We start from the raw sequence: 25,017 nt of genomic DNA on the forward strand, positions 1-25,017 counted from the left end.
CGGGCCCCGGCGCACCGCGCGGCTCAGGCACCCGCGACGAGGCCGGGCAGGGCGGCCAGCCCGGTGATGCGCCGCACGCCGAGCGCGGCCGCTTCGGCGGCATCCGCTTCGCCCGGTTCCACGCCGAGCCGGTCGAGCCAGACGCCCGCGAGCCCGGCCCGAGCGGCCCCGATCGCGTCGGTGCGCAGGCGGTCGCCGACGTACAGCGCACGTTCCGGCGTCGTGTCGAACCGCTCGCACGCGTGGGCGAAGATCGCCCCGTCGGGCTTCGTGACGCCGAGGGCGCCCGACGCGACGAGGTGCTCCATGCGCGCGTCGAGTCCGACGGCGGCGAGCTTGGTCGCCTGGAAGTCGGCCTCGCCGTTGGTGATGATGCCGAAGCGGATGCCCGGCGCCAGCGCCTCGAGCGCATCGAGCGCCGGAAGCGAGTCCTCGTGCAACGTCCACGCGGCGCGGTACCGCGCGAAGTACGCCGTGAACCAGTCGTCCGCCCCGCCGTCGTCGAGGTCGTGCCCGTGCGCCGCCGCGAACGCGCGGGCCCGTGCCCGCCGCTGGCCGGCGAAGTCCGTCTCGCCCGCGAGGTAGCGGTGGTAGTGCTCCTCCTCGAGGTCGCGCCACAGGCGCTGCGCGCCGGCGTCGTCGAGCAGGTCGTACGGGTGGGACCGGGCGTGCGCGAGGATGCCCGCGTCGACCGCCGCGCGGTGGTCGAGCAGCGTGTCGTCGAGGTCGAACAGCACGACCTCGACGGGTGCCGCGGCCGTCACCGCGCGTCCAGCTCGGCCGGCCAGCGGCCCGGAGTCGACTCGGAGCCGCGGCGTGCGACCGCGTGCCACGCGGGGAACGACGTGCCGTCGCGCAGCTGCACGGGCCTGCGGTCGGCAGGGTCGAACGCGAAGCCCGCAGCCCGCGCGACCCGCGCCGACGCCACGTTGCCCGCGACCGCCTCCCACGACACCCGGTCGGCATCGAGTCCGTCGGGGGCGAACGCGAAGCCGACCACGCTGCGCACCGCCTCGGCCATGATGCCGCCGCCGCGGTGCTCGCGCCCGAGCCAGTAGCCGACGCTCGTGCGCGCCGTGCGCAGCCCCACGACCCCCAGCAGCTGGGGTCGGTCGTGCCGGCGGATCGCCCAGGTGCGCTCGGTGCGACCGGCCCAGCCGCTCGGCACGAACTCCTCGACGAATGAGACGGCGTGCCGGCGCTCGTACGGCCACGGCGTCGTCACCGTGTGCTCGAACACCGGATCGGTGCAGTACCGCGCGATGTCGTCCACGTCGTCCGCGGTCGGCTGGTCGAGCACCAGGCGTTCGGTGCGCAGCACCACCGGGCCGGCGGGACTCATCGGCGGCGGATGAAGCCGACCGCGTCGTACACGCGGTCGAGCGTCTCGCGTGCCACGGCCTCGGCCTTCTCCGCGCCGACGGCGAGCAGCCGGTCGAGCTCGGCCGGGTCGGCCATGAGCTCGAGCGTGCGGGACCGCACGGGCTCGAGCCGGGCGACGACGAGGTCGGCCAGCTCGACCTTCAGGTCGCCGTAGCCGCGCCCGGCGTACTCGGCCTCGAGCTCGGCGATCGACTTCCCGCTCACGGCCGAATGGATGTCGAGCAGGTTCGAGATGCCGGGCTTCGCGGCCCGGTCGAAGCGGATCTCGCGCTCGGTGTCGGTCACCGCGGAGCGGATCTTCTTCGCCGTGCGCTTGGGGTCGTCGAGCAGGTTCACGAGGCCCGCATCCGACGCGGCCGACTTCGACATCTTCGACGTCGGGTCCTGCAGGTCGTAGATGCGCGCGGTCACCTCGGGGATGTACGCCTCCGGCACCCGGAACGTCTCGCCGAACCGGCTGTTGAACCGGCCGGCGAGGTCGCGCGTCAGCTCGAGGTGCTGCCGCTGGTCGTCGCCCACGGGCACGAGTGCCGTGTCGTAGAGCAGGATGTCGGCGGCCATGAGCACCGGGTAGGTGAACAGGCCGACCGTCGTGGCATCCGTGCCCTGCTTCGCGGACTTGTCCTTGAACTGGGTCATGCGGCTCGCCTCGCCGAAGCCCGTGATGGTCGACAGCACCCAGGCGAGCTCGGCGTGGGCGGACACGTGCGACTGCACGAACAGCGTCGACTTCTCGGGGTCGATGCCCGACGCGATGTACTGGGCGGCGGTGCGGCGCGCGCTCTCGCGCAGGGCGGCGGGGTCCTGCGCCACGGTGATGGCGTGCAGGTCGACGACGCAGTAGTAGGCGTCGTAGCGCTCCTGCAGCGCGACCCAGTTGACGAGGGCGCCGAGGTAGTTGCCGAGGTGCAGCGAGTCGCCCGAGGGCTGCATCCCGGAGAAGAGCACGGGGGTGGTGTCGGTGGTCATGGTTTCGTCCTTGCGGGTCAGATGGCGTAGTCGACGACGACGGGAGCGTGGTCGGACCATCGCTCGTCGTAGGCCGCGGCGCGGTCCACCGAGTAGTCGACGACGGATGCCGCGAGCGGGCCGGTCGCGAGGTGGTAGTCGATGCGCCACCCCGAGTCGTTGTCGAATGCCTTGCCGCGCCACGACCACCAGGTGTAGGGCCCCTCGACCTCGCCGTGGTGGCGGCGACCCACGTCGACCCAGCCGAGCCCGGCGCCGGCGTTGTAGTCGTCGTCCTCCTCGGAACCGACGAAGCGGTCGAAGTAGGCGCGCTCGTCGGGGAGGAACCCGGCCTTCTTCCGGTTGCCCTTCCAGTTGCGGATGTCGAGCGTGCGGTGGCCGACGTTCAGGTCGCCGACCACGACCGCGTGCTCCGTGTGCGCCGCGAGCCGGGGGAGTCGCTCCTCCATCGCGTCGAGGAACCGGTACTTCTCGACCTGCTTCGGGGTGTCGGCCTCGCCCGAGTGCACGTAGGTGCTGACGACCGTGATCGACGAGCCGTCGAAGTCGTAGTCCGCCTCGAGCCAGCGCCCGGCCGAGTCGAACTCGTCGGGGCCGAGGGCGACGCGGTGGATGCGGGCGGGCCGGCGGCTCGCGAGGGCGACGCCTGCGCGGCCCTTCGCGCTCGCGGGGTCGTGCAGCACGTCCCACTCGTCGCCCAGCAGGCCCGTGAGGTCGTCGGTCGAGGCGCGCACCTCCTGGAGTGCCAGGATGTCGACGTCGCGTTCGGCGAGCCAGTCGCCCATGCCCCGCCGGAACGCCGCCCGGATGCCGTTGACGTTGACGCTGGCGACGCGGACGGGCTTCGTGGGCATGCCGAGAATTCTATGGGAGGCGGGCGACATCCTCGGCGTCGAAGCGGGCCTGCAGGTCCTCCAGGCGCAGCTCGGCCTTCGCGAGCCGTCGCCGGGCCCGAGGCCGACGGAAGAAGCTCGCCGCCTGCACCTCCTGCTCGGCCTCGCGGATCGAGATGCGCGCCGCGAGCAGCCGGGCGTTGCGCTCGCGCTCGCGGCGCTCCTGCTCGAGCTGCTCCGGCGTGACACGCCGCAGGGTCTCGTTGCGGTCGGCCGCGGAGACCGAGATCCACGACGCGGCGACCAGGGTGATGATGCTCGTCAGGTTGAACCACAACAGCAGCGCGATGAACACCGTGAAGGTCGCCAGCAGCGGGTTGCGGGTCGCGGCGCCGAGCACGGTTCCACCGAGCGACTGGATGACGCCGAGGGCGATCGCGCCGAGGATCGACCCCGGCCAGAGCCGACGCCACGGCACCGCCGCACCGGAGAGGAAGCGGAACATCGTGGCGAGCACGCCCGTGTTCAGCACGAGGATCGCGACGACGCCGCCGAGTCGCACGACCAGGCTGGTCCAGCTCGACGCGAGCTCGAGCCCGAGCACGTCGCGCACCCACTCGAACGCGGTGGTGGTCGCAACGCTGAGGCCGGCCGTGAGCACGAGCACCGCGCCGAAGAGGATCGCCATGACGAAGTCGCGGGCCTTCAGCAGCAGGTAGGCGCGCGAGTCGCGCGACAGCCCGAACATCGACCGCACGGCGATGCGCGAGTAGGTGATCCAGCTGACCGCGGTCCAGAGCAGACCGCCGAGGGCGATCGCACCCGCGATGGTGAACAGGTTGAGGCTGCTGGAAGCGAGGGTCGCGAGCTCGTCCGCGTCGATGACCCCGGTGACGTCGTCGGCCGAGATCAGTCCCGGCACGTACGCGTTGATGAGCTCGACGAGCGCGGTGAACAGCTCGGGATTGGAGGTCAGCCAGAGCCCCGCGACCGAGAACGCGACGAACACGGCGGCGAACACCGCGAACAGGGCCATGTAGCTCATGCCGGCCGACATGAGGAAGCCGTTGCGCCAGAGGAAGTTGCGCCAGACCCGCACCGGGAAGATCTCCATGGTGCGTCGGGTCAGGGTGGTGACCGCGCTCACCGGCTCCTCGAACCGGTCGCGGAGGGCGACCGTGACCGCCTCGAGGCGGCCGCGGGTCTCGCCGACGCCCTCCTCGAACTCCTCGCGAGGGTCGCCCGAACCGCGCGAGGCGACGGCACTCCGCCCGTAGCGGTTCGCGCGCTCGCTCACCTGCGGCCCCCGGTCGTCCGTGCCGGGCGGCTAGGGCTTGCCCCGCATGATCGCCTGCTTGACCTCGGAGATCGCCTTGGTGACCTCGATGCCGCGCGGGCAGGCGTCGGAGCAGTTGAAGGTCGTCCGGCAGCGCCAGACGCCCTCCTTGTCGTTGAGGATGTCGAGGCGCACCTGGGCGGCGTCGTCGCGAGAGTCGAAGATGAAGCGGTGCGCGTTCACGATCGCGGCCGGGCCGAAGTACTGCCCGTCGGTCCAGAACACCGGGCACGAGGTCGTGCACGCGGCGCAGAGGATGCACTTCGTGGTGTCGTCGAACCGCTCGCGGGCGACGACGTCCTGGATGCGCTCCTTGCCGGGCTCGGGCGTGCTGCTCGCCTGCAGGAACGGCTGCACCTCGCGGAACGAGGCGAAGAACGGCTCCATGTCGACCACGAGATCCTTCTCGAGTGGCAGGCCCTTGATCGCCTCGACGTAGATCGGCTTCGAGATGTCGAGGTCCTTGATCAACGTCTTGCAGGCGAGGCGGTTGCGGCCGTTGATGCGCATCGCGTCGGACCCGCAGATGCCGTGGGCGCACGAGCGGCGGAACGTGAGCGAGCCGTCCTGCTCCCACTTGATCTTGTGCAGCGCGTCGAGCACCCGGTCGGTCGGGTACATCTCGACGTCGAAGTCCTGCCAGCGCGGCTCGGTGTCGGCGTCCGGGTCGAACCGGCGGATGATGAAGGTGACGGTGAAGGACGGAACGGCGGTCTCGGTCGCCTCGGGCGCGTCCGTGGTTGCGGTCGACACGATCAGTACTTCCTCTCCATCGGCTGGTAGCGGGTGATGGTCACGGGTTTCCAGTCGAGCGAGATGTGGTCGTCGGCCTTCGACGAGTGCGGGTCGCCCGTGAGGTACGCCATCGTGTGCTGCATGTAGTTCTCGTCGTCGCGATCGGGGAAGTCGTCGCGCATGTGGCCGCCGCGGCTCTCCTTGCGGTTGCGGGCCGAGTAGACGACGACCTCGGCGAGGTCGAGGAGGAAGCCGAGCTCGACGGCCTCGAGGAGGTCGGTGTTGAAGCGGGTGCCCTTGTCGTGCACCGCGATCTTCGTGTACCGCTCGCGCAGGTCGGCGATCACGTTCGTGACGTGCTCGAGCGACTCGTCGGTGCGGAACACCTGCGCCGAGCGGTCCATCTCGTCCTGCAGTTCCTTGCGGATCGCGGCGATCCGCTCGGTGCCGGTCGACGCGCGCAGCTGGTCGAGCATGCCGCGAACGGCGCTCGCGGGGTCGTCGGGCAGCGGCACGAACTCGGCGGTCTTGACGTACTCGACCGCGTTGCGGCCGGCGCGCTTGCCGAAGACGTTGATGTCGAGCAGCGAGTTGGTGCCGAGGCGGTTCGAGCCGTGCACCGAGACGCACGCGCACTCGCCGGCGGCGTAGAGGCCGGGCACCACGGTCTCGTTGTCGCGCAGCACCTCGGCGCTCACGTTGGTGGGGATGCCGCCCATGGCGTAGTGCGCGGTCGGCATGACCGGCACGGGCTCGTACACCGGGTCGACGCCGAGGTAGGTGCGCGCGAACTCGGTGATGTCGGGCAGCTTCGTCTCGAGCACCTCGGCGCCCAGGTGCGTGCAGTCGAGCAGCACGTAGTCCTTGTGCGGGCCGGCGCCGCGCCCCTCCGCGACCTCCTGCACCATGCAGCGGGCGACGATGTCGCGCGGGGCGAGGTCCTTGATGGTCGGCGCGTAGCGCTCCATGAAGCGCTCGCCCGACGCGTTGCGGAGGATCGCGCCCTCGCCGCGGGCGCCCTCCGTGAGCAGGATGCCGAGCCCGGCGAGGCCGGTCGGGTGGAACTGGAAGAACTCCATGTCCTCCAGCGGCAGGCCCTTCCGCCAGATGATGCCGACGCCGTCGCCGGTGAGCGTGTGCGCGTTCGAGGTGGTCTTGTAGATCTTGCCGAAGCCGCCGGTGGCGAAGATGATCGCCTTGGCCTGGAAGACGTGCAGTTCGCCCGACGCGAGGTCGTAGGCGACGACGCCCGAGGGCTGCTCCACGCCGTCGACCTCGGTCATGACGACGTCGAGCGCGTAGTACTCGTTGTAGAACTCGATGCCGTGCTTGACGCAGTTCTGGTACAGCGTCTGGAGGATCATGTGGCCGGTGCGGTCGGCCGCGTAGCACGCACGGCGCACGGGCGCCTTGCCGTGGTCGCGGGTGTGGCCGCCGAATCGTCGCTGGTCGATCTTGCCCTCGGCCGTGCGGTTGAACGGCAGGCCCATGTTCTCGAGGTCGATGACCGCGTCGATGGCCTCCTTCGCGAGGATCTCCGCCGCGTCCTGGTCGACGAGGTAGTCGCCACCCTTGACGGTGTCGAAGGTGTGCCACTCCCAGCTGTCCTCCTCGACGTTCGCGAGGGCGGCGGCCATACCGCCCTGCGCGGCGCCCGTGTGCGAGCGCGTCGGGTACAGCTTCGAGATCACCGCGGTCTTCGCATTCGGCCCGGCCTCGATGGCCGCGCGCATGCCGGCGCCGCCGGCGCCGACGATCACGATGTCGTACTGGTGGTAGTGGACGCCGTCGACCACGGTCGAGTCGGCGGTGGCGTTCGCGGGGTTCACAGGTCTCCTAGGCCGCGGGGCAGAACGAGGGGAGCAGCTCGGCGGGCGAACCGGCCGGGCACGGGTCGAAGGTGAAGATCACGAGCGTGCCGAGCACGAGCAGTACGACGACGGCCCCGCCGAGGGCGACCTTCAGCGTCGTCTGCACCTTCCCGGGGTTCGTGTAGTCGTTGACGAGCGTGCGCATGCCGTTTGCGCCGTGGATGAGCGCGAGCCACAGCAGCAGGCAGTCGTACCACTGCCAGAAGGGGCTCGCCCACTTGCCGGCGACGAAGCCGAAGTCGATGGCCTTGACGCCCTCGCCGACCAGCAGGTTGACGAACAGGTGGCCGAAGATCAGCACGACGAGGAGGACCCCCGAGACGCGCATGTAGATCCAGCCCCACTTCTCGAGGTTGACGCCTCGGCGTGCGGGCCGGCTGGGGGAGCGGGGGCTTCGATCGTGGTCATGGTCGTGCCCCTCCTAGTGGCTGAAGACGTTGATCAGGTGCCGCGGGGTGAACCCGAGCATCGTGATCACCCAGAGTGCGATGACGATGTAGAACAGCAGCCGCTGGTGGCGGGTCGCCCAGGCCCAGAAGTCGACGAGGATGATGCGCAGTCCGTTGAACGCGTGGAAGACGATCGCACCGACCAGCGCGACCTCGCCGAGCCCCATGATCGGGGTCTGGTACGCGCCGATGACCACGTTGTAGGCCTCGGGGCTCACGCGCACGAGGGCGGTGTCGAGGATGTGCACGAGCAGGAAGAAGAAGATCGCCACGCCGGTGATGCGATGCAGCACCCACGACCACATTCCCTCGTTGCCCCGGTACAGCGTTCCGCCGGGCCGGGGACGCTTCGCCGGCTGCTCGGGTGCTGTCAGGGTTCCTGTCGCGGATTCCGACATGAAACGACCCTCCCTGGCTGTGGTGGATGCCCGGAAACGGGCGTCGAACGCGCGCGGCGTTCAGGGCCGAGTCTAGTCCCGCCGCTGAGGCGGTCGCCGGTTAGGTGACCCTAACCCTGTGCAGTCGGCAGGCTCGCCGCACGACGGGCGAGGACCGCGTCGTAGTGGGCGAACAGCTGCGCGCAGACCTGCTCCCACGACCGCTCGCGCACCGCGCGACGCCCCGCTTCACCGATGCGTGCACGTCGTGCAGGGTCGGCGACGAGGCCCGCGACCGCCGCGGCGAGCGCGTCGTCGTCCTCGGGCGCATAGAGCAGGCCCGTGTGGCCGTGCTCGACGAGGTCGATCGGGCCGCCGGCGCGCGGCGCGACCACGGGGCATCCGCTCGCCTGCGCCTCCTGGATCGTCTGCCCGAAGGTCTCCTCGGTGCCGGTGTGCACGAACACGTCGAGCGCCGCGTAGGCGGTGCGCAGGTCGTCGCCCGTGAGCTGGCCGAGGAACGTGGTGGGCACGCCGTGCAGCGCGCGGCGCACGTCGGCCGCGGCCGGGCCGTCGCCGACGATGACGACGCGGATGCCCCGCATGCCGCGGAGCGCTCGCAGTCGCTCGACGCGCTTCTCCGGTGCCAGCCGGCCGACGTAGCCCACCAGCACCTGTCCGTCGGGCGCGAGTGCCCGGCGCAGCGCGCGCGTGCGGTCGTCCGAGCGGAGGTTCGGGTGGAAGCCGTCGAGGTCGACGCCCCGCCCCCAGCGCGCGAGGCGAGGGACGCCCAGGTCGGTCAGCTCGGCGAGCGCGACGCTCGACGGTGCGAGGGTGAGGTCGGCCTGCTCGTGCATGCGCCGCACCCAGGCGCGTGCGAGACGTGCGGCGCCGCGACCCCAGCGGTGGCGGAGCGCGTAGCCCGCGACATCCGTCTGGTAGACCGCGACCGTCGGCACGCCGAGACGGCGCGCGGCGGCGATGCCCTCGGCGCCGAGCAGGAACGGGGACGCCGCGTGCACGAGGTCGGGGCCGAACGCCTCGAGCGTGCGCTGCACGCTGGGCCCGGGCAGCCCGACGGGGAACTTCCGGTACGCGACCGCGGGCACTCCCACTACCGGGAAGCCGGCGTAGCTGCCGTCGCCGTCGGTGGGGGCGATGACTACCGCCTCGTCGCCGCGGTCCCGCAGGGACTCGAGCACCCGGCAGACGCTCGTCGTCACGCCGTTGACCGTGGGAAGGAAGCTCTCGCTGACCACCGCGACTCTCACGTTCGCGACGCTACGGAGCCTCGGTGGCGACCGGTCGAACACGTCATGAACGCGAAACGGCGACGGGGTAGCCTGACCGGCATGACGGAGACCACTGCGCTCGAGCGCTTCTACAGCGTGATCCCCGCCGGCGGCATCGGCTCCCGCCTGTGGCCCCTCTCGCGGGCCGACGCCCCGAAGTTCCTGCACGACCTGACGGGCTCGGGCCAGACGCTCCTCCGCGACACCTGGGACCGGCTCGCACCCATCGCCGGCGACCAGCGGATCATGGTGGTCACCGGGCGCGCGCACCGTGCCGCGGTGGAGGGCCAGCTGCCCGCGCTCACCGACGAGAACATCGTGCTCGAGAGCGAGCCGCGCGACTCCTCGGCGGCGATCGGCCTGGCCGCCGCCATCCTCGAGCGGCGCGAGCCCGGCGTGATCATCGGATCGTTCGCGGCCGACCACGTGATCGGCCAGCGCGAGGGATTCCGCGCCGCGGTGCGCGAGGCCATCGCCGCCGCCGACGCGGGATTCATCACGACGATCGGCATCCGCCCCACCGAGCCCGCGGTCGGGTTCGGCTACATCCACGCGGGCGACGCGCTCGACGTATCCGATGCGCCGCACGCGCTCGCCGTGACGGAGTTCGTCGAGAAGCCCGACCTCGAGACCGCGAAGGCGTACGTCGAGGGCGGGGCGCACCTCTGGAACGCGGGCATGTTCATCGCGCGGGCCGACCGGCTGCTGGAGGAGCTGCACCGGTCGCAGCCCGAGCTGCACGACGGGCTCGTCGAGCTCGCCGCGGCCTGGGACGACCCCGTCACCCGCGGGCCTGCCGTCGACCGCATCTGGCCGACGCTGACGAAGATCGCGATCGACTACTCGGTCGCCGAGCCGGCAGCGGATGCCGGGAGGCTGGCGGTCATCCCCGGCTCGTTCGACTGGGACGACGTGGGCGACTTCGCCTCGCTCGCGAAGCTCAACACCGCGGGTCGGGCGAGCGACCTCGCCATCCTCGGCGAGCACGCCCGCGTGCTGGCCGATGCGTCGAGCGGCATCGTGGTGAGCCGCTCGAACCGCGTGATCAGCCTGATCGGCGTGCAGGACATCGTGGTGGTCGACACCCCCGATGCACTGCTGGTGACCACGAGCGAGCACGCGCAGCGGGTCAAGTCGGTCGTGGACGCGCTGCGCATGGGCGGCTCGGGCGACGTGCTCTGACCCCCGATCAGGGGCCTGATCGGGTCGTGCGCGCGTGCTCATCTGAGCACAATGTCGCGGCTTCATAACCTTTCACGCGCGGGCCATGCGCGACACAGAGCCGTAACGCAACATTGAGTAACGTGACAGCCACGAGCCCCGCGTGCGTCGGGGCGTACCCCCGCACTTGGAGGACACAGTGACCATCTCGATCCGGAAGGCCGCCCTCGGCGGCTTCGCGACGCTCGGCGCCGTCGTGCTGCTGGCCGGCTGCGCTTCTGCTCCCGAGGAGGAGACCGGCGGCGAGGCCGCCGAGACCGTCGACTACCTGCCCTGCATCGTCTCCGACTCGGGCGGCTTCGACGACAAGTCGTTCAACCAGCTCTCCTACGAGGGCGTCGAGGAGGCTGCCGGCGAGCTCGGCGCCGACTTCATCGACGTCGAGTCGAACGCCGAGACCGACTACGAGCCCAACCTCGAGAACCTCGTCGCGCAGGGCTGCGACACGATCGTCAGCGTCGGCTTCGCGCTCTCGGCCCCGACCGTCGACATCGCCACCGCGAACCCGGACCTCGAGTTCGTGCTGGTCGACGACGCGGCCGACAACGACTTCGACGGCAACAAGGACGCCGAGAACGTCAAGCCGCTGCTCTACGACACCGCCCAGGCCGCGTTCCTCGCGGGCTACCTGGCCGCGGGCTACTCGGAGGCCGGCAAGGTCGGCACCTTCGGCGGCATGGAGTTCCCGACCGTGACGATCTTCATGGACGGCTTCAAGCAGGGCGTCGACTACTACAACGACGAGAAGGGCGCCGACGTCGAGGTCGTCGGCTGGGACGGCTCGACCGGCTCCTTCACCGGTGGCTTCGAGGCCAACCAGGACGCCAAGAACGTCGCGCAGAACATCATCGACCAGGGTGTCGACGTGCTCCTGCCCGTCGGCGGCCCGATCTACCAGTCGGCCATCGCCGCGATCGACGACTCCGGTCAGGACATCGCCCTGATCGGCGTCGACGCCGACTTCTACGAGAGCGACCCGACGACGCAGCCGTACGTGCTCACGTCGATCCTCAAGGGCATGAAGGTCTCGACCTACGAGGCCGTGCTCGCCGCGGGCCAGGACGCGTGGGACCCGGAGACCTACATCGGCACGCTCGAGAACGACGGTGTCGGCATCGCGCCGTACCACGACTTCGAGGACGCCGTGTCCGATGAGCTCAAGCAGGAGGTCGAGGACCTGAAGGCCGGCATCATCGACGGCTCGATCGAGGTCACCTCGTACCTCGCGGGCTGACCCGAGGAGCATCACGACGGGGAGGACGGCCATGCGGCCGGCCTCCCCGTCGTGTCTCCGGCGCCGGCCCCACCGATGCGCATCCGAGCACGTCGACCTGCATCTGCGCGCATCCGTGCGAATCCCCGCGACCCCCTGCCGCCCGAGGCGGCACCGTCAATAGGATCGGAACATGAAGCTCGAACTCCGAGGCATCACCAAGCGCTTCGGCTCGCTCGTCGCCAACGATCACATCTCGCTCACCGTCGAGCCGGGAGAGATCCACTGCCTCCTCGGCGAGAACGGCGCGGGCAAGTCCACCCTGATGAACGTGCTCTACGGCCTGTACCGGGCCGACGAGGGGGAGATCCTCCTCGACGACCGGCTGCAGCACTTCGAGGGCCCGGCGACGCGATGACGGCCGGCATCGGCATGGTGCACCAGCACTTCATGCTCATCCCGGTCTTCACGGTCGCCGAGAACGTCATGCTCGGCCACGAGGAGACCGGCTTCGCCGGGCGGCTCGACCTGCCGGCGGCACGCGCGAAGGTGCGCGAGATCTCGGAGCGGTTCGGCTTCCACGTCGACCCCGACGCGGTCGTCGAAGACCTGCCGGTCGGCGTCCAGCAGCGGGTCGAGATCATCAAGGCGCTCTCCCGCGACGCGCGCGTGCTCGTGTTCGACGAGCCGACCGCGGTGCTCACCCCGCAGGAGACCGACGAGCTGATGGGCATCATGCGCCAGCTCAAGGAGACCGGCGCCTCCATCGTCTTCATCACCCACAAGCTCCGCGAGGTGCGCGAGGTCGCCGACCGCATCACCGTCATCCGCCTCGGCAAGGTCGTCGGCGAGGCCGAGCCGACCGCGTCCAACGCCGAGCTCGCGTCGCTCATGGTCGGTCGTGCCGTCGAGCTCACGGTGCAGAAGGACGCGCCGAAGCTCGGCGACGAGGCGCTGGTCGTGAAGGACCTCACCGTCAGCGACCCGTCCGGCCTGGTGCTCGTCGACGACGTGTCCTTCGAGGTGCGCGCGGGGAGATCCTCGCGGTCGCCGGCGTGCAGGGCAACGGGCAGACCGAGCTCGCCGAGGCGCTCCTCGGCCTGCAGGAGCACGTGACCGGGTCGATCATGCTCGACGGCAAGCAGCTGGTCGACGCGTCCGTACGCGACACGCTCGACGCCGGCATCGGGTTCGTGCCCGAGGACCGCAAGGTCGACGGCCTGGTCGGCGAGTTCACGATCGCCGAGAACCTCATGCTCGACCGCAGCTTCGGCGAGCCGTTCGTCAAGGCCGGCACGCTCCAGCTCAAGCACCGCGACGAGTTCGCGCGCGAGAAGCTCGCCGAGTTCGACGTGCGCGCGCCGGGCATCGAGACCCCGGTCGGCCGCCTCTCCGGCGGCAACCAGCAGAAGGTGGTCGTCGCCCGCGAGCTCTCCCGCGACCTCCGGCTGTTCGTGGCCGCGCAGCCCACCCGCGGCGTCGACGTCGGTTCGATCGAGTTCATCCACAAGCGCATCGTCGAGACCCGCGACGCGGGCGTCCCCGTGGTCGTCGTCTCCACCGAGCTCGACGAGATCGAGGCGCTGGCCGACCGCATCCTCGTGATGTACCGCGGCAAGGTCGTCGGCATCGTGCCGTCCGACACGTCGCGCGACGTGCTCGGCCTCATGATGGCCGGCGAGCACCCCGAAGGAGCTGCCGCATGAGCACGGCCAAGAGTCCCGAGACCGAGCTCCCGCCCCCGTCGGCAGACGACCCGCACGCCCCGCGCGGCGTCGACCGCTGGCAGAGCGCCTGGCGCAACGTCGTCACCGGCAACGCGCTCATCTCCGTGCTGTCGGTGCTGCTCGCGATCATCGCCGGATCGATCATGATCGCGTTCACCGACGAGCAGGTGCAGGAGGCGGCCGGGTACTTCTTCTCGCGCCCCTCCGACACCTTCGAGGCGATCTGGAACGCCGTCTGGGGCGCGTACACGGCGCTCTTCCAGGGCGCGGTCTACAACTTCCAGGCGGACAGCTTCGCCGCCGCCATCCGCCCGCTCACGCAGTCGCTGAACTTCGCGACGCCGCTCATCGTGGCCGGCCTCGGCGTCGGCCTCGCGTTCCGCGCGGGCATGTTCAACATCGGCGGGCAGGGGCAGATGCTCATGGCGGCGGCCGCCGCCGGATGGGTGGGCTTCAGCCTCGACTCGCCGTGGCCGATCCAGATGATCATCGCGGTGCTCGCGGGTCTCGCCGCCGGTGCGGTCTGGGGTGGCATCGTCGGCGTGCTCAAGGCGAAGACCGGCGCCCACGAGGTGATCGTGACGATCATGCTCAACTACGTCGCGTTCTACCTGCTGTCGTACATGCTCTCCACGCCGGGCCTGCTGCAGGCGCCGGGCTCCAGCAACCCGAAGACCCCGCCGATGGACCCGGGGGCGATCTTCCCCGAGATCCTCGGGCCCCGCTTCAACCTCCACCTCGGGTTCATCCTGTCGCTGGCGGCGGTCGCCTTCGTCTGGTGGCTGCTCAACCGCTCGAGCATGGGCTTCCGGTTCCGCGCCGTCGGCGAGAACCCGGCTGCGGCCCGTGTCGCGGGCATCAACGTCGGTGGCGTGTACATCACCGTCATGGCCATCGCGGGTGCGCTCGTGGGCCTCGCGGGCGTCGACCAGGTGCTCGGCACCACGACCAGCGGCTTCAGCGTCGGCATCGACGCGGGTATCGGCTTCGACGCCATCACCGTGGCCCTGCTCGGGCGCTCGACGCCGCTCGGCATCCTCGCCGCGGGCATCCTCTTCGGCGCGTTCAAGGCCGGCGGCTTCGCGATGCAGGCGTCCGAGGGCGTGCCCGTCGAGATCGTGCTCGTCGTCCAGTCGCTGATCGTGCTGTTCATCGCCGCACCCCCGCTGGTGCGTGCGATCTTCCGCCTGCCCCAGCCCGGTCAGCCCACGCGCAAGGAGCGCAAGGCCAAGAAGGCCCGCGCGGCCGCCGGCGCCGATACCGGCACCACGACGAAGGGGTGGACCAGTGACCGCCACCGCACCCGCACCCGCCGCCGCGGCGCCCAGGAACAGCACCGGGTCTCCGTGGTCAGCTGGAAGGTGCCGATCACCTTCGGCGTCTTCACGGTGCTGCTCGCCATCCTCTACGCGCTCACGCCGCACGAGGGTGACACCACGTTCCGCCTCGCGGTCGGCTCGGACTTCTTCGCGCTGCCCGACCTCGTGCTCCCGTCGTCGGCCACCGCCTGGGCGACGGTCGTGGTGATGGCCCTGGCGACCGGCGTCAGCGTCGGCATGACCCTGATCCGCCGGAAGACGCCGTTGTGGCTCGTGATCGTCTACACGATCGCGGTGCTCGTGGGCTTCCTCGCGTGGGCTGCGGCCGGCGGCACGGTGCCCATGGTGGGCCTCCTCGGAGGCGCGCTCGGCCTCGCCGTGCCGATCATCTTCGGCGCCCTGGGCGGGGTGATCGGCGAGCGCGTCGGCGTGGTGAACATCGCGATCGAGGGCCAGCTGCTCGCCGGCGCGTTCTCGGCCGCGGTCGTCAGCTCGATCACGGGCGTGCCGCTCGCCGGCATGGTCGCGGCCATGGTCGCGGGCATGCTCGTCGCACTCGTGCTGAGCGTCTTCGCCATCACCTACTACGTGAACCAGGTCATCGTCGGCGTCGTGCTCAACGTGCTGGTCATCGGCGTCACGAGCTTCCTGTTCTCGCAGGTGCTCGCGCCCAACACGGCCCTGCTGAATTCGCCCACGCGGTTCCAGACGCTGCCGATCCCGGTCCTCGGCGACATCCCGCTGATCGGGCCGATCTTCTTCCGGCAGACCCTCGTCGTGTACATCATGTACATCGCCGTGTTCCTCGTCTGGTGGGGCATGTTCCGCACCAAGTGGGGCCTGCGCCTCCGCGCGGTCGGCGAGCACCCGCAGGCCGCCGACACGGTCGGCATCAAGGTCGCCGCGACCCGGTACTGGAACATGCTGCTGGCGGGCGCGATCGCCGGCATCGGCGGCAGCTTCTTCACGCTGGTCTCGGTGCCCGCGTTCAACCGCGAGATGACGGCGGGTGCCGGCTTCATCGCGCTGGCGGCGGTCATCTTCGGCAAGTGGGATCCGATCCGGGCGACGCTCGCCGCGCTGCTGTTCGGCTTCGCGTCGAACCTGCAGGGCATCCTCGGCGTCATCGGTTCGCCGGTGCCGAGCCAGTTCATGCTGATGCTGCCGTACCTGGTGACGATCTTCGCGGTCGCCGGCCTGGTCGGCCGCTCGCGTCCGCCCGCCGCATCCGGCATACCGTACGAGAAGCAGTGACGACATGACCCTCCCCGATGCCTCGGCCGTCGACTGGACGGCGCTGCGGCAGGCCGCATCCGCCGCCATGTCGAAGGCGTACGTGCCCTACTCGAAGTTCCCGGTCGGTGCGGCGGCCATCGCCGACGACGGCCGCATCGTGAGCGGCTGCAACATCGAGAACGCCTCGTACGGCGTCACCCTCTGCGCCGAGTGCTCGCTCGTCTCCGAGCTGATCATGAGCGGCGGGGGCGGCTCACGGCGTTCGCGTGCGTCGACGGCAACGGCGCAGTGCTCATGCCGTGCGGTCGGTGCCGACAGCTGCTGTACGAGCACTCGGCCGAGGGGATGCTGCTGGACACCGTCTCGGGCATCCGCACGATCGACGCGGTGCTGCCCGACGCGTTCGGCCCGCGGCAGCTCGACGAGTACCGGTCGGCCGGCGAGGCGTAGCCCGCCGCCGACGACACACCGGCGTCCGTGGTGACGCCAGCACCACACGAAGGAGCACCACCGTGGCATCCGTCGAGGCGTTCGACGCCGTCGATCTCATCCGCACCAAGCGCGACGGCGGCGAGCTGTCGGGCGACGCCATCGCGTGGCTCGTCGACGCCTACACGCGCGGCTACGTCGCCGACGAGCAGATGTCGGCCATGACCATGGCGATCTTCCTCAACGGCATGAGCCGCACGGAGATCCGCGACCTCACGATGGCGATGATCGCGTCGGGGGAGCGGATGGACTTCTCCGGCCTCGGCAAGCCGACGACCGACAAGCACTCCACCGGCGGCGTCGGCGACAAGATCACGCTGCCGCTCATGCCGCTCGTCGCGACCTTCGGCGTCGCAGTGCCGCAGCTGTCGGGGCGGGGGCTCGGGCACACCGGCGGCACGCTCGACAAGCTCGAGTCGATCCCGGGTTGGCGCGCGACGCTGTCGAACGAGGAGATGTTCGCCCAGCTGCGCGACGAGGGCGGCGTCATCTGCGCGGCGGGCTCCGGGCTCGCCCCCGCCGACCGCAAGCTCTACGCGCTGCGCGACATCACCGGCACGGTCGAGGCGATCCCGCTCATCGCGTCGTCGATCATGTCGAAGAAGATCGCCGAGGGCACGGGAGCGCTCGTGCTCGACGTGAAGTTCGGCTCGGGCGCGTTCATGCGCGAGACCGAGCGCGCCCGCGAGCTCGCGCAGACCATGGTCGAGCTGGGGGCGGATGCGGGTGTCGCGACGTCCGCGCTGCTGACGAACATGCACGTGCCGCTGGGCCGCACCATCGGCAACGCGAACGAGGTGCGCGAGTCGGTCGACGTGCTGGCGGGCGGCGGCCCGGCCGACGTGCGGGAGCTGACGGTCGCGCTCGCGACGGAGATGCTGGCGCTGGCCGGGAAGGACGACGTCGATGTCGCGGCGGCGCTCGACGACGGGCGGGCGATGGACACCTGGCGCCGGGTCATCCGTGCGCAGGGCGGCGACCCCGACGCACCGCTGCCCGAGGCGCGCGAGCAGCACGTCGTGACGGCCGACCGCGACGGCGTGCTCGTCGAGCAGCAGGCGCTGCCGTTCGGCGTCGCGGCGTGGCGACTCGGCGCGGGACGTGCCCGCAAGGAGGACCCGGTGCAGCACGCCGCCGGCATCGAGCTGCACGCCAAGCCGGGCGACGTCGTGCGCGCCGGCGAGCCGCTGTTCACCCTCTCGGCCGACGAGCCCGAGCGGTTCGCGCGAGCGCTCGAATCGGTCGAGGAGCCTGGCGCATCGGCGACCCCGGCGACCCGGTCGACGACGGCGGCCCGCTCGTGCTGGAGCGCATCACGGCCTGAGCGGCCACGCGCGACGCGCCCGGCCGGGCCCCTCCGCTGCGAGATTGCCGAGACTTCCGGCGGGACGCGCCGCTAGATTGGGAGCGTGAACACGACATCGGCGGAGTACCGCCTCGAGGGCGTTGGCGTCGACATCCGCACGCTGCCGAAGGTCTCGCTGCACGACCACCTGGACGGCGGGCTTCGCCCGCAGACGATCATCGAACTGGCCGATGACATCGAGCTCGAGCTGCCGACCACCGACGCCGCCGCGCTTGGCGAGTGGTTCGCCGCGCAGGCGAACTCCGGCTCGCTCGTCGAGTACCTGAAGACGTTCGACGTCACGACCGCGGTCATGCAGACCCGCGACGGCCTCACGCGCGTCGCACGCGAATTCGTCGAGGACCTCGCCGCCGACGGCGTGGTGCACGGCGAGATCCGCTGGGCGCCCGAGCAGCACCTCGCCCGGGGGCTGACGCTGGACCAGGCCGTGGAAGCGGTGCAGGAGGGCATCGACGAGGGCGTCGACGCCGTGGCGCGCGCCGGCCACGACCTCACCATCGGCCAGCTGGTCACCGCGATGCGGCACGCCGACCGGGCGCTCGAGATCGCGGAGCTCGCGGTGCGCCACCGCGACCGCGGCGTCATCGGCTTCGACATCGCCGGTGCGGAGGCGGGCTTCCCCGCCGGGCGCCACCGCACGGCCTTCGACTACCTGGCCGGGCAGTTCTTCCCCGTGACCGTGCACGCGGGCGAGGCCGACGGACTCGAGTCGATCCGCGGGGCGCTCGTCGACGGCCGCGCCCTGCGCCTCGGGCACGGCGTTCGCCTGGCCGAGGACGTCACGATCGAGCGCCAGGACGACGAGAACACCTACGTCACCCTCGGCCGCCTCGCCCAGTGGGTGCGCGACCGCGAGATCCCGCTCGAGACGAGCCCGTCGTCGAACATCCAGACGGGTGCGATCGCCGCGTGGGGCGACGAACTCGTCGACCACCCGTTCGACCTCCTCTACCAGCTCGGGTTCCGGGTCACCGTGAACACCGACAACCGCCTCATGAGCGCGACGACCCTCACCCGGGAACTCGCGATCCTCGCCGACGCGTTCGGCTACGACCTCGCCGACCTCGAGACCTTCCAGCTGCACGCCGCAGCGGGCGCGTTCCTGCCGGTCGACGAGCGCGAGGCACTCGCCGAGCGCATCGTCGCCGGGTTCGCGGCCTGAGCGTGCGATCCGACGACCGACCCGGAGCTGCACGGATGCCACTTCCGCCACTGCCCGACAGCGCGATCGCCATCGCGGTCGACGCCGACGACTGGCGCGCCGCGGTGCACGCGGCGGGATCCGCCCTGGCCGCGTCCGGCGCGACGACCGACGCCTACGCCGACCGCATGGTCGACGTCATCGAGGAGTACGGCGCCTACGTCGTCGTGGCGCCGGGCCTCGCGCTCGCGCACGCCCGACCGGGGCCCGAGGTGCTCGCCGAGGGCATCAGCGTGGTGACCCTCGCGCACCCGGTCGCGTTCGGGCACGCGCACAACGACCCCGTGCAGGTCGTCGTGGGCCTCGCGGTGCGTACCGCCGAGGGGCACGTCGCATCGGTCGCCGAGCTCGCCAACGTGTTCAACGACGACGCCGTCGTCGCGTCGATCGCGCGCGCCACCGATCCGGGCGAGATCCGCGCGCTGCTCGGTGCGCCGGCCGCGGACGACGCGGGCGGGGGCGCGGCGTGAGGATCGTCACGGTCTGCGGCGTCGGCATCGGGACCTCGGCCATCCTGAAGACCAACGCCGAGCGTGCGCTCGACCGGCTCATGCTCGAGGCCGACGTTACGGCGAGCGACGTCGACGGCGTCGCCGCGGCCGCGCGGGACGCGCAGGTCGTCCTGACGTCGCCGGAACTCGTCGACCGCGTCCGCACCGCGACGGCCGGCCTGCACGCCGAGATCGTCGTCGTGCAGAACTACTTCGACGTCGACGAGATCGCGTCGGTGCTCGAGTCGTCCATCGGCTGACCCCCGTTGCGGCGTGCGCGGCGCGCCCAGGCCAGCACTGCGAGCGCCGCGAACGGCGTCGCGAAGGGGAGGGCCGGCGCGAGGAGCGCGCCGAACGCGGCGACCGCGAGGCCGGAGACGCCGGCCACGGTGATGCGTGCGGCGCCCGCGACGGGCACGACGGTCCAGACGAGGCATCCGGTCGCGAGCCCCAGGGCGACCATGCCGGGCAGGATGTCCGACGCGGCGCCGGAACGGGCGACCGAGCCTTCCAGCAGCAGGTGCAGCGCCGGCGTCAACAGCACGAACGCGAGCGCGGCGAGCGGCAGCAGCACGCTTCGCACGGGTGTCGCGGAGCGGCGCACGCCGACGATCAGCACCGCGACGATGACCGGCACGGCAGCCATGCCCGCGACCGCGAGGCCGACCGCCATCGCGCCCGTCCCGTCGAGCCCGCCCGGCACCATGGCGCCCGCGAGGGCGAGGAGGATGCCGGCGGCTCCGCCGACCAGGCCCGTCCAGGAGAGGAGCGCCACCGGGAGCCACGCCCGCTCGGGCACGGGGCCTGGCGCGGGGCGGCTGCGGTGCTCGGCGTGCCGGAGGGTCTCCACGAGCAGGATGGCGGCCGGCGGGATGAGCGAGAACGCCGGGTTCGCGCCGGCGAGTCCCGCGAGGGGGCGAGCACGATGCCCACCAACGCGGAGATGCCGATGCGGACGCCCGTCCGGGGCATCCGCTCGCGACCCACCCCGTCGAGCAGGATGCCGATCGCGAGCGCGCCGAGGAGCCAGCCGAAGGCCACGAGCGGCACGATGATGCGCGTGAGCGGCGGATCGGGCAGGCCCGCGTCGGCCGCATCGATGCCCTGCGAGAAGCCGATCGCGGCGAGCGTCGCGCACACGTAGCCCACCGAGCCCACGACGGCCACGGCGATCGCGCGCAGGCCGCCGAGCAGCCCGCCCGCTGCGAGTGCCGTCACGAACGCGCAGACCGTCAGGGTCGGCACGACCCACCAGAAGAGCACGGTCAGCGCCACCGCGAGCGAGTCGGGCGGCGCGGGCGTGAACACCTGGGCGACCCAGCCGGCCGCCGCCACCGCCAGCGCGGTCGCGGCCAGTTCGGCGGGGAGACGACTCGTCGGCGGCATCCGCTCGCCCCTCAGCCGAGCAGGGCGCGCATGCCCTGCTCCAGCGCGGCGACCCGCGCAGCCGCGGTCGCGCGTCGCTCGGCGGCGTCGCCGGACTCGGACGAGGCGTCGAGGTACGCCTTCAGCTTCGGCTCGGTGCCGCTCGGGCGCACCATGACGCGAGAGCCGTCCTCGAGGCGGATGCGCAGCACGTCGCTCGGCGGCAGGTCGCCGAAGCCGTCGGAGAAGTCGTCGATCTGCTCGACCCGCACCTCGCCGATGCGAGCGGGCGGGTCGGCGCGCAGGCGCGCCATGAGCTCGCCGATGCGCGACAGGTCGCTGAAGCGCAGCGACACCTGCCCGGATGCGAACGCGCCGAACCGGTCGGCGAGCTCGTCGAGCCGATCCGCCACCGTGCGGCCGTCGGCCGCGAGCTCGGCGGCGAGCGACAGGAACGCGACCGCCGCGGAGATGCCGTCCTTGTCGCGCACCGTGCCCGGGTTCACGAGGTAGCCGAGCGCCTCCTCGTAGCCGAAGACGAGGTCGGGCGCGCGCGAGATCCATTTGAAGCCCGTGAGCGTCTCGCGGAAGTCGAGCCCGTACTCGCGGGCGATGACGCCGAGCGCGGGGAGGAGACGATCGAGCAGGCGAGCGTGCCGTCGGCGCCGCGGTCGCCCGCGGCATCCGCCGCCGCCAGCTCGGCCTGCCGCCAGCCGAGCAGCTGGCCGATCTCGTTGCCCGTCAGCTTGCGGTACCCCGCCTCGTTCGACGGGTCGGGGATCGCGATCGCCAGGCGGTCGGCGTCGGGGTCGTTCGCGATGACCAGGTCGGCCCCGACGTCGCGGCCGCGCGCGAGCGCGAGGTCCATCGCGCCCGGCTCCTCCGGGTTGGGGAAGGCAACGGTCGGGAACGCGGGATCGGGATCGATCTGCTCGGCGACGACCGCCGGCTCGTCGAATCCTGCCGTCTGGAGCACGCGTCGGGTGACCTCCCAGCCGACGCCGTGCATGGCCGTGTAGACCGTCACCGGCTGCGCCCGGGGCGGCAGCGCGACGGCGGCGGTGGCCGCGACGTACGCGTCGACGACCGACTCGTCGGCCGTCTCGAACTCGCCGCGGGGCAGCAGCGGCACCTGCGTGCCCGCCGCGACGTGCAGGATGTGGTCGGCGATCTCGCGATCGACCGGCGAGACGATCTGCGAGCCGTGGTCGTCGCCGCCGAGGTAGACCTTGTAGCCGTTGTCGTTCGGCGGGTTGTGCGAGGCGGTCACCATGACGCCCGCGCTCGCGTCGAGATGGCGCACGGCGAACGCGAGCACCGGGGTCGGCAGCAGCCGCGGCAGCAGGATCGCCCGCACCCCCGCACCGGCGAGGATCGCCGCCGAGTCCTCGGCGAACACGCGCGAGTTGCGACGGCCGTCGTAGCCGATGACGGCGGACGGGGTCTCGCCGTCGGCCGCGCGCTCGGTCAGGAACGCGGCGAGGCCCGCGGCGGCCTGCGACACGAGCACGCGGTTCATGCGGTTCGGGCCGGCCGCGATCTCGCCGCGCAGGCCCGCGGTGCCGAAGTCGAGCCGCGAGTCGAAGCGATCGTGCAGCTCGGTCTCGGCCTCGGCGTCGCCCTCGCGCGCGCCCGCGAGCAGCGCCTCGAGCTCGGTCCGCGTCTCGGGGTCGGGGTCCTGGTCGAGCCACGCCTCGGCGCGCGCGATGAGTCCCTCTGCGATGTCCGCCACGGTCACAGCTCCGCGACGATCCGGGCCAGCAGCGAGGAGATGACGGGCTCCGCCTCGCGGCCGGCCTCGATGACCTCCTCGTGGCTGAGCGGCGTGGTCTGGATGCCCGCGGCGAGGTTCGTGATGAGCGACATGCCCAGGATCTCCATGCCCGCCTGCCGCGCCGCGATCGCCTCGAGCGCGGTCGACATGCCGACGATGTCGCCGCCGATCGCCTTCGCCATCTGCACCTCGGCGGGCGTCTCGTAGTGCGGGCCGCGGAACTGCGTGTACACGCCCTCGTCGAGGCCCGGGTCGATCGCGTGCGCGACGTTGCGGAGGCGCTGCGAGTACAGGTCGGTGAGGTCGACGAACGTGGCGCCCTCGAGCGGCGAGTCGGCCGTGAGGTTGATGTGGTCGCGGATCAGCACCGGCGTGCCGGGGGACCAGTGCTCGCGGATGCCGCCCGCACCGTTGGTGAGGATCATGACGGATGCCCCGGCGGCCGCCGCCGTGCGCACCGAATGCACCACGCGGCGCACGCCGTGCCCCTCGTAGTAGTGCGTGCGGGCGCCGATCACGAGCGCACGCTTGCCGCTCGGCAGGAGGACCGAGCGCAGCGTGCCGACGTGCCCCTCGAGGGCCGGCTTGCCGAAGCCGGTGATGTCGGTCGCCGGGATGGTGTGGGTCGTCTCGCCGATGAGGTCGGCCGCCTTGCCCCAGCCGCTGCCGAGGGTCAGCGCGATGTCGTGGCGCTCGACCCCGGTGGCCTCCGCGAGCTCGGCCGCGGCGGTGCGGGCCACCTCGAACGGATCTGCGGACGGGTCGTCGAGCGGGTTCGGTGCGTGCATGGTGCCATGCTACTGAGCACCCCCGTTCGGGTGTCGCGCATCTGCTCGCATGAGCATCGGCGGTGACGGATGCTGCGCCCTGGGCGGCATCCGCCCGTTTGCCCGCCTTTCCGCGGCTGCGCCAGAATGGAGCCCATGGCCTACGAGTTCGAGCGCACCCAGCGGATCGCAGTGCTCGGGGGTGGGCCCGGCGGGTACGAGGCCGCCCTCGCGGCAGCCCAGCTCGGTGCCGAGGTCACCCTCGTCGAACGCGTCGGCGTCGGCGGCTCGGCCGTGCTCACCGACGTGGTGCCGTCGAAGTCGCTCATCGCGACCGCGGAGGCGTCGAACGCCGTCAAGGAGGCCGCCGACCTCGGCGTGCAGTTCTACGCGCGCGGCGAGTCGGGCAAGCCCATCCGCCCCGAGGTCGCGATCAACCTGTCGGCCGTGAACAAGCGGCTGCTCGGGCTGGCGAGGCAGCAGTCGGAGGACATGCGCGCGAACCTGCTCGACGCGGGCGTGCGCATCGTGCAGGGCGAGGGCCGCCTCGACGGGCGCGACGCGGTGACCGTGTCGACCGCGCCCGGCGACGAGGGCACCGACTTCGACCGCATCGAGGCCGACACCATCGTCGTGTCGGTCGGTGCGAGCCCGCGCGTGCTGCCGACGGCGGTGCCCGACGGTGAGCGCATCCTCACCTGGACGCAGCTGTACCAGTTGCAGACGATCCCGAAGCACCTCATCGTGGTCGGCTCGGGCGTGACCGGCGCCGAGTTCGCGTCGGCGTACCGGGCGCTCGGCGCCGAGGTCACGCTCATTTCGAGCCGCGACCAGGTGCTGCCCGGCGAGGACGCCGACGCGGCAGCGGTGATCGAGAAGGTGTTCAAGCGCAACGGCATGCACGTGCTGAACAAGTCGCGCGCCGAGTCGGTCGTTCTCGACGGCGAGGGCGTCGTCGCGACCCTCACCGACGGGCGCACGGTCGAGGGGTCGCACTGCCTCATGGCGGTCGGATCGATCCCGAACACGAAGGACATCGGGCTCGCCGAGGCGGGCGTGCAGCTGACCGGGAGCGGGCACATCCGGGTCAACCGCGTGGCGCGCACGTCGATCCCGAACATCTACGCCGCGGGGGACTGCACGACCTTCCCGCCCCTCGCGTCGGTCGCGGCGATGCAGGGTCGCACCGCGATCTTCCACGCGATGGGCGACATCGTGAACCCGCCCGAGGAACGCAACATCACGTCGAACATCTTCACGCAGCCCGAGATCGCGACCGTCGGCTGGAACCAGAAGCAGATCGACGACGGCATCGCCCAGGGCCTCATCTACAAGCTCCCGCTCGCGTCGAACCCGCGCGCGAAGATGATGGGCATCCGCGACGGCTTCGTGAAGCTGTTCGCCCGCACCGGCTCCGGCACCGTGATCGGCGGCGTCATCGTCGCGCCGAAGGCGTCGGAGCTCATCCTGCCGCTCACGATCGCCGTGGAGCAGCGGCTCACGGTCGACGAGGTCGCCGAGGCGTTCCCCGTCTACCCGTCGCTGTCGGGCTCGCTCACCGACGCCGCGCGCGCCCTGCACATCGTGCAGTAGTCGCCGCGGC

20 protein-coding genes and 5 pseudogenes are annotated in these 25,017 nt (G+C 71.5%); 11 read left to right on the forward strand and 14 right to left on the reverse strand.

What is annotated here, in order from left to right:
• Window positions 1-23 precede the first annotated feature (23 nt).
• The 10 genes from QUE38_RS13255 to QUE38_RS13300 all read right to left on the reverse strand — a co-directional run bounded on the left by QUE38_RS13255 (window position 24) and on the right by QUE38_RS13300 (window position 9,224).
• Window positions 24-764, reverse strand: coding sequence for an HAD family hydrolase (locus QUE38_RS13255; protein WP_286308748.1), 741 nt, complete (start codon window positions 762-764; stop codon window positions 24-26).
• A complete protein-coding gene (locus QUE38_RS13260) occupies window positions 761-1,342 on the reverse strand; it encodes a GNAT family N-acetyltransferase (protein WP_286308749.1) in 582 nt (193 codons plus the stop codon). The genes QUE38_RS13255 and QUE38_RS13260 overlap by 4 nt, the downstream gene beginning before the upstream one ends.
• On the reverse strand, window positions 1,339-2,352 hold the full coding sequence (gene trpS, locus QUE38_RS13265) for a tryptophan--tRNA ligase (protein WP_286308750.1): 1,014 nt from the start codon (window positions 2,350-2,352) through the stop codon (window positions 1,339-1,341). The genes QUE38_RS13260 and trpS overlap by 4 nt, the downstream gene beginning before the upstream one ends.
• Window positions 2,353-2,369: 17 nt before the next feature.
• The gene (locus tag QUE38_RS13270; RefSeq protein WP_286308751.1) at window positions 2,370-3,206 is read right to left on the reverse strand and encodes an exodeoxyribonuclease III; all 837 of its coding nucleotides are present in this window, start codon (window positions 3,204-3,206) and stop codon (window positions 2,370-2,372) included.
• A gap of 10 nt (window positions 3,207-3,216) precedes the next feature.
• Window positions 3,217-4,482, reverse strand: a complete 1,266-nt coding sequence (locus tag QUE38_RS13275; RefSeq protein ID WP_286308752.1) for a YihY/virulence factor BrkB family protein — start codon at window positions 4,480-4,482, stop codon at window positions 3,217-3,219.
• Between the two features lie 30 nt (window positions 4,483-4,512).
• Window positions 4,513-5,274, reverse strand: a complete 762-nt coding sequence (locus QUE38_RS13280; RefSeq protein WP_286308753.1) for a succinate dehydrogenase iron-sulfur subunit — start codon at window positions 5,272-5,274, stop codon at window positions 4,513-4,515.
• Window positions 5,275-5,276: 2 nt separating this feature from the next.
• Entirely contained in the window at window positions 5,277-7,085 is a 1,809-nt protein-coding gene (gene sdhA, locus QUE38_RS13285) for a succinate dehydrogenase flavoprotein subunit (protein ID WP_286308754.1), read from the reverse strand.
• A 7-nt stretch (window positions 7,086-7,092) separates the two neighbouring features.
• Complete coding sequence (locus QUE38_RS13290; protein WP_286308755.1) at window positions 7,093-7,455, reverse strand: succinate dehydrogenase/fumarate reductase transmembrane subunit; 363 nt, start codon at window positions 7,453-7,455, stop codon at window positions 7,093-7,095.
• Between the two features lie 93 nt (window positions 7,456-7,548).
• On the reverse strand, window positions 7,549-7,974 hold the full coding sequence (sdhC, locus tag QUE38_RS13295; protein WP_286308756.1) for a succinate dehydrogenase, cytochrome b556 subunit: 426 nt from the start codon (window positions 7,972-7,974) through the stop codon (window positions 7,549-7,551).
• Between the two features lie 110 nt (window positions 7,975-8,084).
• Window positions 8,085-9,224, reverse strand: coding sequence for a glycosyltransferase family 4 protein (locus QUE38_RS13300; RefSeq protein WP_286308757.1), 1,140 nt, complete (start codon window positions 9,222-9,224; stop codon window positions 8,085-8,087).
• 81 nt (window positions 9,225-9,305) lie between these two features.
• Between QUE38_RS13300 and QUE38_RS13305 the strand changes: the two genes are divergently transcribed.
• The 10 genes and pseudogenes from QUE38_RS13305 to QUE38_RS13350 all read left to right on the forward strand — a co-directional run bounded on the left by QUE38_RS13305 (window position 9,306) and on the right by QUE38_RS13350 (window position 19,768).
• Entirely contained in the window at window positions 9,306-10,427 is a 1,122-nt protein-coding gene (locus QUE38_RS13305) for a mannose-1-phosphate guanylyltransferase (protein WP_286308758.1), read from the forward strand.
• Between the two features lie 178 nt (window positions 10,428-10,605).
• On the forward strand, window positions 10,606-11,700 hold the full coding sequence (locus QUE38_RS13310; protein WP_433996912.1) for a BMP family lipoprotein: 1,095 nt from the start codon (window positions 10,606-10,608) through the stop codon (window positions 11,698-11,700).
• A 172-nt stretch (window positions 11,701-11,872) separates the two neighbouring features.
• Window positions 11,873-13,385 (forward strand): annotated as a pseudogene (locus QUE38_RS13315) (ABC transporter ATP-binding protein).
• Window positions 13,382-14,653, forward strand: a pseudogene (locus QUE38_RS13320) (ABC transporter permease); the annotation flags it as partial. The pseudogenes QUE38_RS13315 and QUE38_RS13320, both read left to right, overlap by 4 nt.
• A 414-nt stretch (window positions 14,654-15,067) precedes the next feature.
• Entirely contained in the window at window positions 15,068-15,979 is a 912-nt protein-coding gene (locus tag QUE38_RS13325) for an ABC transporter permease (RefSeq protein WP_433996975.1), read from the forward strand.
• 4 nt (window positions 15,980-15,983) lie between these two features.
• Window positions 15,984-16,411: pseudogene (locus QUE38_RS13330) on the forward strand (cytidine deaminase).
• A gap of 62 nt (window positions 16,412-16,473) precedes the next feature.
• A pseudogene (locus QUE38_RS13335) lies at window positions 16,474-17,774 on the forward strand (thymidine phosphorylase).
• Window positions 17,775-17,859: 85 nt separating this feature from the next.
• Window positions 17,860-18,978, forward strand: a complete 1,119-nt coding sequence (locus QUE38_RS13340; protein ID WP_286308759.1) for an adenosine deaminase — start codon at window positions 17,860-17,862, stop codon at window positions 18,976-18,978.
• Between the two features lie 35 nt (window positions 18,979-19,013).
• Window positions 19,014-19,487, forward strand: a complete 474-nt coding sequence (locus QUE38_RS13345; RefSeq protein WP_286308760.1) for a PTS sugar transporter subunit IIA — start codon at window positions 19,014-19,016, stop codon at window positions 19,485-19,487.
• Window positions 19,484-19,768 carry a PTS sugar transporter subunit IIB gene (locus QUE38_RS13350; protein ID WP_286308761.1) on the forward strand — a complete coding sequence of 95 codons (285 nt, stop codon included), beginning with the start codon at window positions 19,484-19,486 and terminating at the stop codon, window positions 19,766-19,768. Before QUE38_RS13345 ends, QUE38_RS13350 begins: the two co-directional genes overlap by 4 nt.
• Here QUE38_RS13350 and QUE38_RS13355 read toward each other — a convergent pair.
• The 4 genes and pseudogenes from QUE38_RS13355 to QUE38_RS13370 form a co-directional block, all read right to left on the reverse strand.
• Entirely contained in the window at window positions 19,717-20,154 is a 438-nt protein-coding gene (locus QUE38_RS13355; protein WP_286308762.1) for a hypothetical protein, read from the reverse strand. The two genes, QUE38_RS13350 and QUE38_RS13355, sit on opposite strands and share 52 nt — an antisense overlap.
• Window positions 20,121-20,894 carry a hypothetical protein gene (locus tag QUE38_RS13360; protein WP_286308763.1) on the reverse strand — a complete coding sequence of 258 codons (774 nt, stop codon included), beginning with the start codon at window positions 20,892-20,894 and terminating at the stop codon, window positions 20,121-20,123. Before QUE38_RS13360 ends, QUE38_RS13355 begins: the two co-directional genes overlap by 34 nt.
• Window positions 20,895-20,905: 11 nt before the next feature.
• Window positions 20,906-22,611: pseudogene (locus QUE38_RS13365) on the reverse strand (phospho-sugar mutase).
• Window positions 22,608-23,435, reverse strand: a complete 828-nt coding sequence (locus QUE38_RS13370) for a purine-nucleoside phosphorylase (RefSeq protein WP_286308764.1) — start codon at window positions 23,433-23,435, stop codon at window positions 22,608-22,610. Before QUE38_RS13370 ends, QUE38_RS13365 begins: the two are co-directional and overlap by 4 nt.
• A 135-nt stretch (window positions 23,436-23,570) precedes the next feature.
• On the opposite strand from QUE38_RS13370, the gene QUE38_RS13375 reads away from it, so the two are divergent.
• A complete protein-coding gene (locus QUE38_RS13375) occupies window positions 23,571-25,007 on the forward strand; it encodes an NAD(P)H-quinone dehydrogenase (RefSeq protein WP_286308765.1) in 1,437 nt (478 codons plus the stop codon).
• The last annotated feature ends 10 nt before the right edge of the window (window positions 25,008-25,017 follow it).

It is taken from the genome of Agromyces mangrovi (genome assembly GCF_030296695.1).
GTDB lineage: Bacteria > Actinomycetota > Actinomycetes > Actinomycetales > Microbacteriaceae > Agromyces > Agromyces mangrovi.